Annotated in this window: 14 protein-coding genes; 6 read left to right on the top strand and 8 right to left on the bottom strand. The window is 74.6% G+C overall.

The window, feature by feature from the left end:
• Positions 1-39: 39 nt before the first annotated feature.
• Positions 40-2,388 (bottom strand): FdhF/YdeP family oxidoreductase, encoded by a 2,349-nt coding sequence (locus tag ACWD3O_RS19325; protein ID WP_451416680.1) that lies wholly within the window; start codon positions 2,386-2,388, stop codon positions 40-42.
• A gap of 66 nt (positions 2,389-2,454) precedes the next feature.
• The gene (locus tag ACWD3O_RS19320; RefSeq protein ID WP_451416679.1) at positions 2,455-2,970 is read right to left on the bottom strand and encodes an SRPBCC family protein; all 516 of its coding nucleotides are present in this window, start codon (positions 2,968-2,970) and stop codon (positions 2,455-2,457) included.
• A 129-nt stretch (positions 2,971-3,099) separates the two neighbouring features.
• On the opposite strand from ACWD3O_RS19320, the gene ACWD3O_RS19315 reads away from it, so the two are divergent.
• Positions 3,100-3,585: an AAA family ATPase gene (locus ACWD3O_RS19315; protein ID WP_451416678.1), complete on the top strand. Its 486-nt coding sequence runs from the start codon at positions 3,100-3,102 to the stop codon at positions 3,583-3,585.
• Positions 3,586-3,637: 52 nt separating this feature from the next.
• On the opposite strand, the gene ACWD3O_RS19310 is transcribed toward ACWD3O_RS19315, so the two are convergent.
• The 4 genes from ACWD3O_RS19310 to ACWD3O_RS19295 all read right to left on the bottom strand — a co-directional run bounded on the left by ACWD3O_RS19310 (position 3,638) and on the right by ACWD3O_RS19295 (position 8,163).
• The gene (locus ACWD3O_RS19310; RefSeq protein WP_451409034.1) at positions 3,638-4,837 is read right to left on the bottom strand and encodes a phospholipase D-like domain-containing protein; all 1,200 of its coding nucleotides are present in this window, start codon (positions 4,835-4,837) and stop codon (positions 3,638-3,640) included.
• A gap of 222 nt (positions 4,838-5,059) precedes the next feature.
• A complete protein-coding gene (locus tag ACWD3O_RS19305) occupies positions 5,060-5,533 on the bottom strand; it encodes a carboxymuconolactone decarboxylase family protein (protein WP_451416677.1) in 474 nt (157 codons plus the stop codon).
• Between the two features lie 136 nt (positions 5,534-5,669).
• Entirely contained in the window at positions 5,670-6,491 is an 822-nt protein-coding gene (locus ACWD3O_RS19300) for a DUF305 domain-containing protein (RefSeq protein WP_451416676.1), read from the bottom strand.
• Between the two features lie 241 nt (positions 6,492-6,732).
• Entirely contained in the window at positions 6,733-8,163 is a 1,431-nt protein-coding gene (locus tag ACWD3O_RS19295) for an amidase (protein ID WP_451416675.1), read from the bottom strand.
• Positions 8,164-8,409: 246 nt separating this feature from the next.
• Between ACWD3O_RS19295 and ACWD3O_RS19290 the strand changes: the two genes are divergently transcribed.
• Positions 8,410-9,162, top strand: a complete 753-nt coding sequence (locus tag ACWD3O_RS19290; protein WP_451416674.1) for an enoyl-CoA hydratase — start codon at positions 8,410-8,412, stop codon at positions 9,160-9,162.
• A 305-nt stretch (positions 9,163-9,467) separates the two neighbouring features.
• The gene (locus ACWD3O_RS19285) at positions 9,468-10,781 is read left to right on the top strand and encodes an alpha/beta fold hydrolase (protein WP_451416673.1); all 1,314 of its coding nucleotides are present in this window, start codon (positions 9,468-9,470) and stop codon (positions 10,779-10,781) included.
• A 93-nt stretch (positions 10,782-10,874) separates the two neighbouring features.
• On the opposite strand, the gene ACWD3O_RS19280 is transcribed toward ACWD3O_RS19285, so the two are convergent.
• Positions 10,875-11,495, bottom strand: coding sequence for a TetR/AcrR family transcriptional regulator (locus ACWD3O_RS19280; RefSeq protein WP_451416745.1), 621 nt, complete (start codon positions 11,493-11,495; stop codon positions 10,875-10,877).
• A gap of 140 nt (positions 11,496-11,635) precedes the next feature.
• Between ACWD3O_RS19280 and ACWD3O_RS19275 the strand changes: the two genes are divergently transcribed.
• Together ACWD3O_RS19275 and ACWD3O_RS19270 are read left to right on the top strand one after the other, a co-directional pair.
• The gene (locus ACWD3O_RS19275; RefSeq protein WP_451416672.1) at positions 11,636-12,454 is read left to right on the top strand and encodes an SDR family NAD(P)-dependent oxidoreductase; all 819 of its coding nucleotides are present in this window, start codon (positions 11,636-11,638) and stop codon (positions 12,452-12,454) included.
• Positions 12,451-13,398: a DMT family transporter gene (locus ACWD3O_RS19270; RefSeq protein WP_451416671.1), complete on the top strand. Its 948-nt coding sequence runs from the start codon at positions 12,451-12,453 to the stop codon at positions 13,396-13,398. Before ACWD3O_RS19275 ends, ACWD3O_RS19270 begins: the two co-directional genes overlap by 4 nt.
• On the opposite strand, the gene ACWD3O_RS19265 is transcribed toward ACWD3O_RS19270, so the two are convergent.
• Entirely contained in the window at positions 13,395-13,814 is a 420-nt protein-coding gene (locus ACWD3O_RS19265; RefSeq protein ID WP_451408734.1) for a hypothetical protein, read from the bottom strand. The two genes, ACWD3O_RS19270 and ACWD3O_RS19265, sit on opposite strands and share 4 nt — an antisense overlap.
• Before the next feature lie 111 nt (positions 13,815-13,925).
• Here ACWD3O_RS19265 and ACWD3O_RS19260 point away from each other — a divergent pair, with 111 nt between their 5' ends.
• On the top strand, positions 13,926-14,792 hold the full coding sequence (locus ACWD3O_RS19260) for a GNAT family N-acetyltransferase (protein WP_451416670.1): 867 nt from the start codon (positions 13,926-13,928) through the stop codon (positions 14,790-14,792).
• Positions 14,793-14,868 lie beyond the last annotated feature (76 nt).

Here is a 14,868-nt window from a genome sequence, read left to right as displayed (position 1 = left end):
ATGGTTCAGCCACCGGCACCGGAGCGGCAAGCGGGTTTCTCAGGCGGTGCCGCGGTCCGTGGCGCCCGCCGCCACCGCCTCCGTCGCGGGAAGGTCCCGCGGTTCCAGGCGCACGACGACGCCCTTGGAGGTGGGGGTGTTGCTGATGTCGGCGACGCTGTCCAGCGGGACCAGCACGTTGGTCTCCGGGTAGTACGAGGCGGCGCAGCCCCGCGAGGTCGGGTAGGGGACCACCCGGAAGTCCTCCGCGCGGCGCTCCACGCCGTCGCGCCAGACGCCCACCAGGTCCACCGCGGCGCCTTCCTCGAGCCCCAGGTCCCGCAGGTCGGCGGGGTTGACGAGGACGACGCGGCGGGAGCCGTGGATCCCCCGGTACCGGTCGTTGTCGGTGTACGGCACGGTGTTCCACTGGTCGTGGGAGCGCAGCGTCTGGAGGATCAGGTGGCCCTCCGGCGCGCTGAGGTGCTCGAACGCGTTGCGGCTGAAGAGCGCCTTGCCGCTCGGGGTGGGGAAGCGGCCCTCGTTGACCGGGTTGGGCAGACCGAAGCCGCCGGGGCGGGAGACGCGGGTGTTGAAGTCCTCGAAGCCGGGGACCACCCGCGCGATGTGGTCCCGGACGGAGCCGTAGTCCGCCTCGAAACGTTCCCAGCGGATGCCCGGGACCTTGTCGCCGAGCGTGTGGCGGGCCAGGCGGCTCAGGATGGCCACCTCGCTCAGCAGGTGCTTGGACGCCGGTTCCAGCACGCCGCGCGAGGCGTGCACCTGGCTCATCGAGTCCTCCACGGTGACGAACTGCTCGCCGCCCGCCTGGACGTCGCGCTCCGTGCGGCCCAACGTCGGCAGGATCAGGGCGGTTTCGCCGCACACCGTGTGCGAGCGGTTGAGCTTGGTGGAGATGTGCGCCGTCAGCCGGCAGCGCCGCACGGCGGCCTCGGTGACCTCGCTGTCCGGCGTGGCCCGCACGAAGTTGCCCGCCAGGCCGAGGAAGACCTTGACCTTGCCGTCCCGCATCGCGCGGATGGAGTTCACCGAGTCCAGGCCGTGCTCGCGCGGCGGCTCGAAGCCGAACTCCCGCCCCAGCGCGTCCAGGAAGGCCTCCGGCATCCGCTCCCAGATGCCCATGGTGCGGTCGCCCTGCACGTTGGAGTGGCCGCGCACCGGGCAGGCGCCCGCGCCCGGGCGGCCGATGTTGCCCCGCAGCAGCAGGAAGTTGACCACCTCGCGGATGGTGGGCACCCCGTGCTTCTGCTGGGTGAGCCCCATCGCCCAGCAGACGACGACCCGCCTGCTCTCCAGGACCATGTCGCGCACCTCCTCGATCTGCGCGCGGGTCAGGCCCGTGGCCTCCTCGACGCGCGACCAGGAGAAGTCGGCGCGCAGGTGCTCGACGAACGCGTCGAAGCCCTGGGTGTGGGCCTCGATGAACTCGTGGTCCAGCACGGTGCCCGGGGCGGCCTCCTCCGCCTCCAGCAGCAGCATGTTGAGCGCCTGGAAGAGGGCCAGGTCGCCGCCGACCTTGATGTGCAGGAAACGGTCGGCGACCCGAGTGCCCCGGCCCACCACGCCCCGCGGCTTCTGCGGGTTCTTGAACCGGGCCAGCCCGGCCTCCGGCAGCGGGTTCACGGCCACGATGCGGCCGCCCCGGCGCTTGGTCTCCTCCAGAGCGGACAGCATCCGCGGATGGTTGGTGCCGGGGTTCTGGCCGACCGTGAGGATCAGGTCGGCGTGGTGGATGTCGGGCAGGCTGACGTCGCCCTTGCCGATGCCCAGCGTCTCGTTGAGGGCCGACCCGCTCGACTCGTGGCACATGTTGGAGCAGTCGGGCAGGTTGTTGGTGCCGAGGGCCCGGGCGAAGAGCTGCAGGACGAACGCGGCCTCGTTGCTCGCCCGGCCGGAGGTGTAGAAGACCGCCTCGTCGGGCGAGTCCATGCCCCGCAGCTCGTCCGCGATCTGTTCCAGGGCGGAGCTCCAGCTGATCGGCTCGTAGTGGCTCCCGCCCGGCCGCTTCACCATGGGCTGGGTCAGCCGGCCCTGCTGGTTGAGCCACCGGTCCGACCGGGCGGCCAGCTCGTCGACGGAGTACCGGCGGAAGAACTCGGGGGTGACCCGGCGCGAGGTCGCCTCGTCGTTGGTGTGCTTCGCCCCGTTCTCGCAGTACTCGTTCATCGGCCGCTTGCCCGGTGCCGGGTCCGGCCACGCGCAGCCCGGGCAGTCGAAGCCCGGTTCCTGGTTCAGGTTGAGCAGGGTCAGCCCCGTGCGGCGGGGCGACGTCTGGGAGAGGGAGTACTCCATCGCGTGGTACACCGCCGGGACGCCCGCGGCCCAGGTCTTGGGCGGCGTCACCTCGAGGCGGTCGTCGCTGGATTCCTCGTTCGACGGCTTCTGCAACGTGATCTCTCCTCAACTGTCGTGCACGGCGGGGCCGACGCGCCGCCGCCGGGATGCGGCGCTCGGTCAGCCGGTGGGCCAGGTCGGGACCTCGCGGCTGTGGTGGTGCGATCCGGGGCGCACATGGCTGCGGCTGATCTCGCCGCGCCAGGTGCCGGTCTCGCGTCCCTGGCCCTCCACGAACTCCTTGAAGCAGCGCAGCGACCCGTCCACCCAGCGCCGCACCAGCCCGAGCGCGGCCCCCACCCGCTCCAGCAGCCGGGGGGATCCCACCGGCTCCAGCCGCAGGGTCAGCCGGCAGCGGTTCTCGTCCAGCGGCTCGAACGTCACGGTCCCCAGGTGCCGGGGCGCGTCCAGCGCCTCCCAGCGCAGCCGCCGGTCGGGGACCTGCTCCAGGATCTCCGCGTCGAACTCCACCGTCCGCCCGCCGAACCGGGTCACCCAGTGGGTCAGCGCCGCCTGCGTCTGCTCGACGTGCTTCACCCCGTCCATGAAACGGGGGAACGTCTTGAACTGGGTCCACTGGTTGTACGCCACGTGGACCGGGACCTCGACATCGATCGACTGTTCGACAGTGTTCATGGCCTCGCCGTCTTCTCCGCGCGCTGGGAGACTCGGGTCCCCCGAGAACGCGGTTGCATGCCGGGTGCCCGGTCGGCGGAGGTTTGGCCGGCGGCGGGCGGGACACCCCCGGGCCTGGAGGAGGCGCGCGTGACGGCGAACGGCGGAGCGGCCGGGATGGCCGTTCTGGTGGGGCTCCAGGCGGCCGGGAAGTCGACGTTCTACCGGCGCTGCCTGGCGCCCCGGTACACGCTGGTCAGCAAGGACCTGTTCCCGCGCCGCGCCCGCGCGAAGCAGGCGCGGCAGATGCGCCAGGTGGAGGAGGCCCTGACGGCGGGAGCGGCCGTGGCGGTCGACAACACCAACCCCACCCCCGAGGAGCGGGACCCGCTGATCGAGGCCGCCCACGCCCACGGCGCCGCCGTGACCGCCTACTGGTTCCCGCCCGACCTCACCGGCTCCCTGCGCCGCAACGCCCGGCGGGAAGGTGCCGCCAGGGTGCCGGACGTGGGCGTCCGCGCCACCTTCCGCAGGCTGCGCCGCCCCAGCACCTCCGACGGCTTCGACGCGGTGGTGGAGGTGCGCTTCGACGGCCGCGGCGGCTTCGACGTCCGCCCGGCGCCGCCCGGGGAGTGACGGTGGGTGACGGCGCCCGGCGCCGCCCGCGGGGTGACGTGCGCGACCGTGCTCAGAGGAAGCGGCGGATGGGGGTGACCGACGCCTCCTTCAGCCGCTGCACCGCCGCCCGGCGGCGCCACCGCTTGCGGTCGATGGCCACGCTGCGCTCCAGGTCCGCGTCGAAGTCCCGGTCCAGCGTCGCGGTGAACTCCTTGTCGAGCACCGCCAGCATGACCTCCTCGTCGTGCTCCAGCGAGCGCCGGTTGAAGTTGGTCGAGCCGACCAGGGAGGCCACCCCGTCCACGGTCACGATCTTCGTGTGCAGCATCGTGGGCTGGTACTGGTACACGGAGACGCCGCAGTCCAGCAGGCGCGTGTAGTAGCCCTGGCCGGCGAGCTGGCAGGCCCGCTGGTCGGTGTACGGGCCGGGCAGCAGGACCTCCACCTCCACGCCTCGCCGCGCGGCCGCGCAGAGCAGGTCGACGAAGTAGCCGTCCGGGGCGAAATAGGCGGTGGCCAGCCGGAACCGCCGCTCGGCGGAGGTCAGCATCACCCGCAGCAGGGTCTGCATGTCCTGCCACCCGATGGACGCCGAGCCCCGCACCACCTGCACCACCGCGGAGCCGTGCTGCGCCTGGGCGGGGAAGCGGTCCCGGTCGTCGAAGAGCTCGTTGTGCGACTCGGCCCAGTTCTGCGCGAACGCGGCCGCCAGGCCGTCCACCGCGGGGCCCCGCAGCCGGACGTGGGTGTCCCGCCACTCGTCGGGGCCGCCGGCGTCGCCCGCCCACTCCTCCGCTATGCCGACGCCGCCGGTGAACGCGACGGTCTCGTCGACCAGCAGCACCTTCCGGTGGCAGCGGTGGTTCTGCTTGAACGGGGACAGCCACAGCGGCTTGCGGAACCAGGCGACCTGGACCCCCGCGTCGTCCATGGAGTCCAGCAGGTCCTGCTCTATGCGGTGCGCCCCGAAGCCGTCGAGGAGCAGCCGGACCCGCAGACCCGCGCGGGCCCGCTCGCTCAGTGCGGCGGCGAAGTCGCGCGCGATCTGCCCCCGCCAGTAGACGAAGGTCATCATGTCGATGGTGTGCTCGGCCGCGCGGATGGCCTCGAGCATGGCGGGGAAGATCTCGTCCCCGTTCCGCAGGGCGATCAGTTCGTTGCCCTCCGTGGCGGCCACTCCGAGCAGGCGCTCCAGCCGCCGTCGCAGGCGGACCACCTCCGCGTCGTCGGCCGCCGTTGCGGCTCTGGCAGGGGGCTCGGGCGTCGGAATGGCGCTCACCGCCGGACCTCCGTGATGCTGGGACGACCGCACGGCGCAAGGCGTCGCGGGGGGCCCGGAAGGACAGCGGCTCCGGGTCCGGAAGCCACGGTTGCCCGAGGCGGCCTTCACCAAACCTGCCGCCGGTCCACCCCGGTGCGACACGGCGCCGGCCGCCCCGGGGTGTCCGGGGCGGCCGGCGCCGTGACGGGCCGCTGCCGCCGGGCGACGCGCTCAGCCGAACTGGCCGGGCTGGTAGTCGCCGGCCGGCATCCTCAGCATCACGTTCAGCCGGTTGTAGGTGTTGATCACGGCGACCAGCGCCACCAGCGCGACGAGCTGCTCCTCGTCGTAGTGCTTGGCCGCGTTGGCCCACACCTCGTCGGGGACGCCGCCGGCCGCGTCGGCGATGCGGGTGCCCTCCTCGGTCAGCTCCAGCGCCGCCCGCTCGGCCTCGGTGAAGACCGTGGCCTCGCGCCAGGCCGCCACCAGGTTCAGGCGGAGCTGCGTCTCGCCGGCGGCGAGGGCGTCCTTGGTGTGCATGTCGGTGCAGAAGCCGCAGCCGTTGATCTGGCTGGCGCGGATCTTCACCAGCTCCTGCGTGAGGTGGGGGACCGACGAGTCGGCCACCAGCCTGCCCGCCGCGGTGAGGCGCTTGACGAAGCTGGTTCCCAGCGGGCTGGCGAAGGCGTTGATGCGCGGTTCCATGTCAGATCTCCTCTGCCGTGTGGACGGTTCACCACCTCGACGGAACGGGCGCGAGGAGATGTGACATCGGGAGATGTGACCTGCAACACAGGACTGCCGGGGGCGGGGGCGGGGGCGGGGGCGGGGGTCGGGTGGGTCAGTACTGGTTCTGCTCCGCGAGCTGCCGCATCTCCTGGAGCCGGCCGGTCTGGCTGTCGACGATCGACTGCGCCATGTCCTTGGCCGGCTGGGACCGGCCCTGCTCGGTCTCCGTCCGGGCCAGCTCCAGCGTGCCCTCGTGCTGCTCGGTCATCAGCGTGACGAACCGGGCGTCGAAGTCGGCGCCGGAGGCCTGGCGGAGCTCGTCCAGTTCCTGCTCGGTGGCCAGGCCGGGCAGGTCGCCGCCGGTCGGGCTGGCGGTGCCGGTGGGGCTGGCCGTGTCCGTCGGGCTCTCCGTCCCGGTGGGGCTCCCGGTGTCGGTGGGACTGGCGGTGTCCGTCGGGCTCCCGGTCCCGGTCGGGCTGGCGGTGTCCGTGGGGCTCCCGGTGCCGGTCGGGCTGCCGGTGCCCGTGGGGCTGGCGGTGCCGGTCGGGCTGGCGGTGCCGGTGGGGCTGGCCTCCGGCACGGGCTCGCCCCAGGAGGTGAGCCACTGCGTCAGCTGCGTGACCTGCGGCTCCTTCTCCTGCTTGATCTGCTGGGCGAGCGTCTTGACCTGCTGGGACTCGGCCCGCGACTCGGCGAGGTCGGCCATCTCGATCGCCTGGCGGTGGTACTGGACCATGCCCTGCGCGAACGACACGTCCTGCGCGTCGTGCGCCTGGTCGTTCCCGGTGGGCGAGGGGGACGCGGTCGGGCTGCCGGTCGGCGTCGGGCCCGAGGACGACGCGCTGTCGGTGCCGCAGGCGGCCAGCGACAGGGCGGCGACGACGGCGACGGCCACGGCGCCGGACGCGCGGGCCGGGGAACGGTGCGTGTTCATGGTGGTGCGGCTCCTTGGACGGCCCCGGTTCGGGGCGGGGACGGGGCGGCCGGCCGGGCGGCATCAGCCTAAGCAGCCCTCCGCGCCCCGGGCCCGTCCAGCTGGGCCACCCGTGTCACCGTGTCACCCGTGCCCCAGCCCGCCGTGTCCCCCAGCCCCCGTGTCCGCCAGCCCGCCGTGTCTCCCGTCCGCCCGTGCGGCCGTCCGCCCGTGCGGCCGTCCGCGGCGCCGGGGACGTGCCTCAGCCGCGGGCGGCCTCGAGTTCGTAGGCGACCTCCAGGAGGGTGCGCTCCTCACCCGTGCGTCCGGAGAGCATGATCCCGACCGGCAGGCCCTCGGGTGTGCGGTGCGGGGCCGGGAGAGAGACCGCAGGGCTGCCGCAGACGTTGTTGATCGGGGTGAAGGCCACGTAGGACTTCAGCCGGGTGATCAGGTCCGGGAACGGCACCGCGGGGGACAGGTGGCCGAGCCGAGGCGTGGTGTGGGCCAGGACGGGGGAGAGGAGGACGTCGTAGCGGGCGGCGGAGTGCTCGTACGCCTCCTGGGAGGCGCGGCGCAGGCGCCGCAGCACGGTCGGCGTGGTGCGCCAGCGCCGCAGGAAGTGGGCGCGCAGGCCCTGGCTCAGGCCGTCCATCCGGCGGCGGTCGAAGCGCCGGTCCATCAGCAGCCGGCCGGTGGAGCCGGCCAGGAAGGCCAGCAGGCCCCAGTAGGTGACGAAGTCCTCCTCGAACCGCGCGTCCAGCGGCATCCGGTACGGCTCCACGCGGTGGCCGAGGCCCTCCAGCACGGTGGCCGTGGCGGTGACCGCGGCGCGGGTCGCCTCGTCGGTGACCGTGCCGGTGGGGGAGTCCAGGAGCAGACCGATCCGCAGCCGCCGTTCGCCGGGACCCTCGACCCTGCCGATCGGGGGCAGGGCGGAGGCGGGACGGGCCCGTTCGGCCGCCGCGAGGAAGGCCGCCGTGTCCCGCACGGTGCGCGTCACCGCCCCGTCCACGACCACGTCGATGGGCAGGCTGCGGCCCGTCTCGTTCGGCGCCATGCGGCCCCGGGTCGGCTTGAGCCCGATCAGCCCGCAGCAGGCGGCGGGGATGCGGATGGAACCGCCGCCGTCGTTGGCGTGCGCGACGGGCACCGCCCCCGCCGCGACCAGCGCCGCGCTGCCGCCGGAGGAGCCGCCCGCGGAGAACGCCGTGTTCCACGGGTTGCGGACCGGCTCGGCGTCCTCGAACTCGGTGCTCGCGTTGAAGCCGAACTCCGGCAGCCGCGTCTTGCCCAGCACGGTCATCCCGGTGGCGGTGAACTGCCGGGTGAACGGGGCGTGCCGCGGCGCGGGCCGGGGCACGAAGGCGGCCGTGCCGTGACCGGTCGGCAGGCCCGCGTAGGTGGTGTTGTCCTTGACCAGGGTGGGGATCCCCGCGAGCGGCCCCTCGCCGGGCGCGGCGGCGACGCCCGCCTCGAAGGCGTCCACCTGCAGCGCGTGGAGCCGGCCGTCCACCGCGCGTATCCGCTCCACCGCGGCCCGGGCCACCTCCTGGGCGCTCACCTCGCCCGCCCGCAGCCGGGCCAGCAGGCCCACCGCGTCGTCCGTGCCGAGCGCGTCGTCACGGTAGGCGAGCACCGGGGCGGGCGCGCCGTCCGCCACCGGGTCCACGGACGCGTCGGCTGCGGTCATCGGGTCCTCCATCGGGTCGGGCGGCAGCCCCGGCTCCGGGGCACGGGGAGCGTACTCGGATCATGACAAGCGCCAACAGCCCCCCGGCAGCCACCGACAGGCACCGACAGGCCCCGGCAGCAGGCTCCCGGCCCACCCGGGTGCGGCGGGAGCGCGAGGCGGACGGTAGGTTCCACCGGGCCCCGGCACCACGGCCGGGGCCGGCACGAGCACGCACGTACGGACACGCACGAGGAATGGGGCGCGATGACGAAGGTCGACCTGGTCGAGGACGGCGGCCGCTGGACGCTCACGCTGAACGACCCGGACCGCCGGAACTGTCTCGACGAGACCATGTGCCGCGAACTGGGCGAGGCCGTCGCCACGGTGGCCGACGACCGCGGCGCCCGGACCCTGCTGGTCACCGGCGCCGGTTCCGCCTTCTGCGCCGGCGCCGACCTGCCCGCGCTGTTCGGGGACACCGGACGTCCGGTGTCCGAGATCCGCGAGCACCTGCACCAGGTCTACGCGAGCTTCCTGAGTCTGCGCTCGCTCGCCATCCCGACCGTCGCCGCGGTGCAGGGACCCGCCGTCGGCGCCGGGTTCAACCTCGCCATGGCCTGCGACGTCCGGGTGGCCGGCCCGCGCGCCTCGTTCGCGGCCACCTTCACCCGGATCGGCCTGCACCCGGGCGGCGGCTGCACCTGGTTCCTGGTCGACGCGCTCGGCCCGCAGAAGGCGCTCGCCCTGCTGCTCGACGGCGGGACGCTGGACGCCGAGGCGGCGGTGCGGGAAGGGGTGGCGCTCACCGTCGCCGAGGACCCGGTCGCCGAGGCCCGTGCGCTCACCGAGCGGTGGGCCGCGGTGGACCCGGCGCTGGTCCGGGACATCAAGCGGGCCGTGGGCATCGCCCGCACCGGCGACTTCGGGGCCACGCTCGAGTTCGAGTCCTGGGCCCAGGCGTCGACCGCCACCGGCGAGGAGATCCAGCGCGCGGTCGAACGCTTCCGCAGGCGCTGACCCCGCGCGGCCCCGCGGTCGCGGGCACCGCGGGCTGTGCGCCCGCCGTGCCCGCGGCCGCGGTGATGGGCGGCGGCACAGACCTCGCACGCGCGGCCTTGCCGCTGTCCCCGGCCGCCGGGACGGTGACGGGAACCGATTCCCGAGCCATGCGTGAGAGGTGGACCACCGTGTCACCAGGCACCGCGTCACCAGGCACCGCGTCGCAGGACGCCGCGTCACAGGACACCGGGGGACGAGAGACCGGCCGGAGAGGGGCCGGCCGGAGCGGGCACGCGGTCCCCGGCGCCAGGCCGCGATCCACCGTGTGGCGACGCGTCGTCACCCTGCTGTCCGCGCTGGCCGTGCTGTGCGCCCTGCCCGCGCCCGCCCTCGCGGAGGGCGGCGGCGCCGCAGCAGTGCCACGGCCGGTGATCTTCGTGCACGGATCCAGCGGCTCGGGCGGCCAGTTCGAGACCCAGGCCCGGCGGCTGACGAGCAACGGCTTCCCGGCCGAGCTGATCGAGGCCCACGAGTACGACTCCACCTTCGCCACCACCACCCCCGAGGCGGTGTACACGGCGCTCGACCGGCGGATCGACCGCCTGCTCCGGCACAGCGGCGCCGACCGGGTGGACCTCCTCGCCCATTCGCTGGGCACCCTGCTGATGCAGACGTACCTGCGCAGTTCCCCGGACCGCGCCGCCAGGGTCGCCCACTACGTCAACCTCGACGGGCGGACCTCGCCCGACCTGCCGGGCGGCGTGCCCACCCTCGCCGTGTGGGGCGAGGGCGACCCGGCCCGCGCCGTCGTCGGTGGGCACAACGTGCACCTCCCCGGCCAGGGCCACACCGAGACGGTCACCTCCGAGGAGACCTTCGCCGCGTTCTACCGCTTCTTCCACGGCGAGGAACCGCGCACCACCCGGATCCTGCCCGAACGCCACATCACCCTGGCCGGACGGGCCCAGCTCTTCCCGTCCAACGTCCCGGCGGAGGGCGTGCGGCTGGAGGTCCACCGGGTCGACCCCCGTACCGGGGCCCGCCTCGGCGGCCGGCCGGAGGCGGTCGCGACGATCGGCGCCGACGGCGCGTGGGGTCCCGTGCGCGCCAAGGGGTCCGCCCACTACGAGTTCGCCCTGATCTGGGACGAGGACTCCACCCACCACCTCTACTTCCCGCCGTTCGAACGCTCCGACCACCTGGTGCGGCTGCTGACCAGCCGGCCGGGTGAGGGCGTCTCCGGCCAGGTGGAGACCGGCGACGGGCACGCCGCGCTCACCGTCACCCGGCAGAAGGAATGGTGGGGCGACCAGGGGGAGGCGGGCGACTCGCTCACGGTGAACGGCGTCCAGCTGCTCAACGCCGCCAACACCCCCCGCGTCCGGCGGACGATCGGCCTGTTCGTCTTCGACAAGAACGCCGACCGGGTCACCGACCTCTCCGCACCCCTGTCGCCGTTCTTCCAGACGCCGTTCCTGAGCGGGATGGACGTGTACCTGCCGGTGACGACCCGTCGGGACCGGCCCCTGTCACTGGTCTCCCGCCCGCGGGGCGAGGGCGGCCGCGTCGACGTGCTGCGGGTACCGGCGTGGCCGTCCAGCACGGACCGGATCTCCGTCCAGTTCGACGACCACTGACCCCGTCGGCGGAGGAGCCCCGGCCGCGGACGGCGGCCGGGGCTCGTCGCATCCGCCGCACCGAGGGACCCGCCGCGGAACCGGGAGGACGGCTCAGGCGCGCGGACCGGCGCCGTGCAGCAGGGTGTCGACGATGCGGGCGGCGAGGGTGTCCGGATCGGCGGCGCCCGCGTCTCCGCCGCCCGCGCCACCGTCCGGGCCGCCGCCGTACGCGTCCCCGTGCAGGGACTCCCTGAGGAGCGCGTAGTAGACCCGGCGCACCCATTCGAGGTCCGCGTCGGCGGCGATGAACCCGTCGTCCTGGGCCCGCTTCAGCACGGCGACGCAGCGGCGGGCGATGTCCTGGTGGAGGGCGGCGGCCTCACCGTCCGGGTCGGCCGGCAGCTCCAGGGCGAACGCCCAGGCGCTCTTGACCTCCAGCACGTTGGCGGTGATCCGGTGCATCGCCACCAGCGGCGGCGCGGTGTCCGGCCGGCCGTCGTCCACCGCCCGCGCGAGCCGGAGGGCGGCGGACGACGCCAACGCCTCGACGAGCGCCTGCCGGCTGGCGAACCGCCGGTGGATCGTCGTGCGGGCCACTCCCGCGGCCTCCGCGATCTGCTCCATGGAAGCGCCGGGCTCCTCGGCCAGCACCCGCTCGGCCGCCTCCAGGATCGCGCGCACGCTGCGCTCCGCGTCCGCCCGCAGCGCTCGTCCCGCCGTCTCGCCCATCACGCCTCCCACCAGCCCTTCGTCCGTGCGACATCGTACATCCGTGACGCGATCTCAGGCTTAATTGCATCAATGGTGTTGCGGTTAGGAGATCTGTTGCCACACACTTGACCCAGTTGCCCTTGCTGCTGAAGGAGAGAACCGTGCCCCGCACCGCCCTCATCACCGGAGCGTCGTCCGGCCTCGGCGCGGAGTTCGCCGCGCAGCTCGCCGCCCAGGGACACGACGTGGTCCTGGTGGCGCGCTCCGGCGACCGGCTCGACGCCCTCGCCGAGCGGCTGACCACCGAGCACGGCGTCCGCGCCCACACGCTGGTCCAGGACCTCGCCGAGCCGGACGCCGCCCGCAACGTCGCCGCGCGGTTGACCGAGCGCGGCCTCACCGTCGACCTGCTGGTCAACAACGCCGGCTTCGGAACGTGCGGCCGCTTCGAGGAGATCTCCGGGGCCCGCGACCACGACCAGCTGATGGTCAACGTCGTGGCCCTCGTCGACCTCACCCACGAACTGCTGCCCGGCATGCTGGAGCGCGGCCACGGCGCGGTCCTCAACGTCGCGTCCAACGCCGGCTTCCAGCCCGCCCCGTACTTCGCCGTCTACGGCGCCGCCAAGGCGTTCGTGCTCAACTTCGGCCTCGCCCTGCGCCAGGAGTACCGCCGGCGGGGCATCCGCGTGCTCACCCTCTGCCCCGGCCCGGTGGAGACCGCCTTCTTCGACACCATCGGCACCCGCCGGGCCGCCGTCACCGGAGCCATGACCACCCCGGAACCCGTGGTGCGCGCCGCGCTGCGCGCGCTGGAGCGCGACCGCGGCTACGTCGCCCCCGGACTCGGCAACGCCCTGGCCGCGCACCTGACGCCCCGCCGCCCCCGCACCCTGGTCGCGGCCGTCGCCGAACGCGTCACCCGCAAGGTGCTCGCCGCCCCGGCCACCCCCGCGACACCACGGGAGCACGCCGCATGAGAGCCTCCACCGCCCCGGCCGGCGCCGCCTCGGCGATGCTGCTCGTCGGCACCTCCACCGCGGTCTCCGCCACCGTCGCCGACTACCCGGTCTTCGCCGGCCAGGCCGCGCGCTACGCGCTCGCGGCGGTGATCCTGCTGGCCGTCGTGCGCCGACGGCGCCTGCCCCGGGTGCGCCTGACCGGACGTGAGGTCCTGCTGCTGCTCGCGCTGGCGGCCACCGGCCTCGCGGGTTTCAACGTCCTCCTGGTCGAGGCCACCCGGCACGCCGGGCCCGCCATGATCGCCGCGGTGGTCGGAGCGGTCCCGCTGGTGCTCGCCCTCATGGGGCCCCTGCAGGAACGCCGCCGTCCGGCGCCCCGCACGGTCGGCGCGGCCCTCGTCGTGGCGCTGGGCACGGCCGTCGCCGCCGGCCTCGGCTCGGGCAGCCCGCGAGGGCTGCTCCTGTCCCTCGGCGCGCTCGCCGGCGAGGTGGCCTTCTCCCTGCTGGCCGTACCCCTCCTGCCCCGGCTCGGCCCCCTGAGGGTCGCCGCCTACCCCGCCGCCCTCTCCGTGCCGATGCTTCTGGCGGCCGGACTCCTCCTGGACGGCACGACCGCCCTGCGACTGCCCACGCTCGGCGAGGCGGCCGCCTTCGGCTACCTCGGAGCGGTCGTCACCGCCGCCGCCTTCTTCCTCTGGTACGACGCGCTGCGCCGCCTCGGCGCGGACCGTGCGGGCCTCTTCGCCGGCCTCGTACCGGTGGGCGCCCTGCTCACCACCGTCGCCCTCGGCCTCGACCGGGCGGGCCCCGCCGACGTGATCGGCGCCCTGCTCGTCACCGTCGGGGTGGCCCTCGGCCTGCGTCGGCCCGGTGCGGGACCACGCCCCCGCCGGGCGGTCGACGGCGGGGGAGACCGGCCGGCCGCCCGGGTCCTCGCCGGCACCCCGGCGCGGACGGTCTAGGACCGGTCCGCCTCGCGGGCGGCGCGGGCGTCGGCGAGGGCGTCTAGTTCGCGCATCGCCTCGGCGTGGGCGCTCATCCGCCGGCTCAGCGAGCCGTACGTCAGGAACGCGACACCGGCACACGACACGGGGACGGAGAGGCCGAGGACCGCCAGCGCCTCCGGCCAGTCCCGTTCGTGGGCGCAGAAGGTGTAGCCGCGCAGGCCCTCGTTGGCGGTTCCCGCGTCGGTGAGCAGGCGGGACTCGCACTCCCGCGGGTACCGGTCGTCGGGCTCCTCGTCCACCTCGTAGGGGAGGAGGAGCAGGACCGCGCACCAGGCCCACAGGACGCCCGCGACGGTCAGCAGGGCAATGCCCAGGACGCGTATGCGCTGCGACTGGTCGCGGAACCGCTGGTCGTACTCACGTGATCGCATGGCCGGGCAACCTAGCAGGTGCGGGTCCCGGCCCGACCGCCCGAGGAGCCCGACGGACCTGCCCGGTAAATCGGTTGCGGGCCTTCCCGGCCGGAGTGTCGGATCCCGGCCATGACGATTGTTCTGGCAACGCCGACCGTCGACGGGGTCCGCGAGGCCATGACCGCGCTGCGGGAGTGGCAGCACGACGAGGCGCCGATGCAGTTGCACCCCGGGGACATCGGCTGGAACCACCGGCTCGGGGCGGCCGAGACGGCCGCGGCGGTCCGGACCTGGAGCCGGGACGGGCGGATCCTCGCCGTCGGGATGCTCGACTCGCCGACGCTGGTGCGGATGACGGCCGCTCCCGACGCCTTCCGGGACGAGGAACTGGCGCGGCGGCTCGTCGAGGACCTCTCGCTGCCCCGGCGCGGCGTGCTGCCGGACGGGGCGGTGTCCCTCGAGGCGCCGCGGGGTCTGCTGCTCCACGACCTGCTGAGCCAGGAGGGCTGGGGCGCCGGCGAGCCGTGGACACCGCTCTTCCGCGACCTCACCGAGCCGGTGGAGGACCCCGGCGCGCGGATCGTGCCGATCGGCCCCGAGCGGGCGCGGGACTTCGCCGACGTCCTGCGGTCGGCGTTCCGCACCACACGGCCCACGCCCGCGTACCGGCACGCCATGTCGGCGTCGCCGTTCTTCACCGAGGCGCGCTGCCTGGGCGTCCACGACGACGGGGGCGGCCTGGCGGCGGTGGTGACGGTGTGGTCGGCCGGCCCGGGGAGACCGGGGCTGGTCGAGCCGATGGGCGTCCACGAGGACCACCGCGGTCGCGGCCACGGCCGCGCGATCACCCTGGCCGGCGCGGCCGCGCTGCGGGAGCTGGGCGCGTCGAGCGTGCGGGTGTGCACGCCCGCCTCCAACACCGGCGGCGTCGCCACGTACCGGGCGGCCGGATTCGGGGCGCGGCCGGAGGTGCGGGACCGGATCCGGCCGGCCTGACGCCGGCACCCCGCGAGGCCGGACCCCCGTACGTCGCCGCGGGGCGCATCGGAAACCGGTGGACGGACGGCCTCCC

Source organism: Streptomyces sp. NPDC002640 (assembly GCF_053592575.1).
The sequence above is the reverse complement of the archived record's forward strand: the minus strand, read 5'-3'. Positions and strand labels throughout refer to the sequence as shown.